The organism is Endozoicomonas sp. SESOKO4 (assembly GCF_024606275.1).
Window position 1 is genome coordinate 1 of sequence record NZ_JAHHPS010000638.1, and the last position, 1,162, is coordinate 1,162.

Sequence of the window (1,162 nt, forward strand, 5' to 3'; positions counted from 1 at the left end):
CCCTGGTGCGACTCTGGCAGACAAAAGGCAAACACGAATGGTCTGAAAAATTGCTGCTGAACATGAGTCGCAAGCACCCTGATGCCAGTGCCGAAATGCTGTGCAAGCCTTTTGGGCATTACGTTATTGATCTGACTTTGGCGCGGCATTGGGCGATCATGGGCAAGCATCAGCTGGCTGAAGGATTGCTACTGAACATGAGTGGCAAACACCTCGGTGACCGTGTTGAAAGGCTTTGCAGGGTCAGTGGAAACCGTGAGATTGACCTGAGCCTGGCCCTGGTCTGGCAAGTTACGGAAAAGCTGGAACTTTCTGGAAAGATGCTGCTGAACCTGAGCGGCAAGCACCCTGGTAACAGTGAAGAAATCCTGTGTCAGCCCTGTGGAAATTATGAAATTGATTTGGCCCTGGTTCGATACTGGGGGCGAGTAGGCCAATATAACAGGGCTGAAAATCTACTGCTGAACATGATGGGCAAAAAACCCAATCAAAATAAAGAAATCCTGTGTCAACCCTGTGGAGATCATGTCCTGGATCTGGCTCTGGCCCGACTCTGGGAGACGATGGGCAACTATGAATGGGCTGAAAGACTGCTGCTGAACATGAGTCACAAGCACCCCAATGACAATGAAGAACGCCTGTGCAAGCCTTGTGGAAAGCAAGAGATTGATCTGGCACTGGCAAGAAATTGGGAGATGCAGCACAAATATACACTGACTGAAAGGTTGCTGTTGAACATGGCCGGCAAGTCTCTCTTCGCCGGAGAGGAAGCGCTGTGCAAACCCACCGGAAATCTCAACATTGATCTGACTCTGGTGAAATTTTGGGAGCTAACGGGCGACCATAAACGGACTGAAAAACTACTGCTGAACATGAGTGGCAAGCATCCCAAAGCCACTGAAGAATTACTGTGCAAACCCTGTGGGCGTCCTCTGATTGACCTGGCCCTGGCACGAATCTGGGAGGTAATAGGCAAACATACACGGTCTGAAAAACTGTTGCTGAACATGAGTGACAAGCACCCCGATGACACTGAGGAAGACCTGTACAGACCCAGCGGAAATCACGATCTTGATCTGGCCCTGGTCCGCCTCTGGCAGGTGATGAATAAAAATGAACGGGCTCAAAGACTGATTCATCGCTGCTGTGATTTATACCATAC

Annotated in this window: 1 protein-coding gene; it reads left to right on the forward strand. The window is 50.0% G+C overall.

Annotated features, from left to right (window positions below; genetic code table 11):
* The coding region (locus tag KDK16_RS12425; protein WP_257276363.1) for a hypothetical protein at positions 1 to 1,162 on the forward strand (1,162 nt) is incomplete at both ends.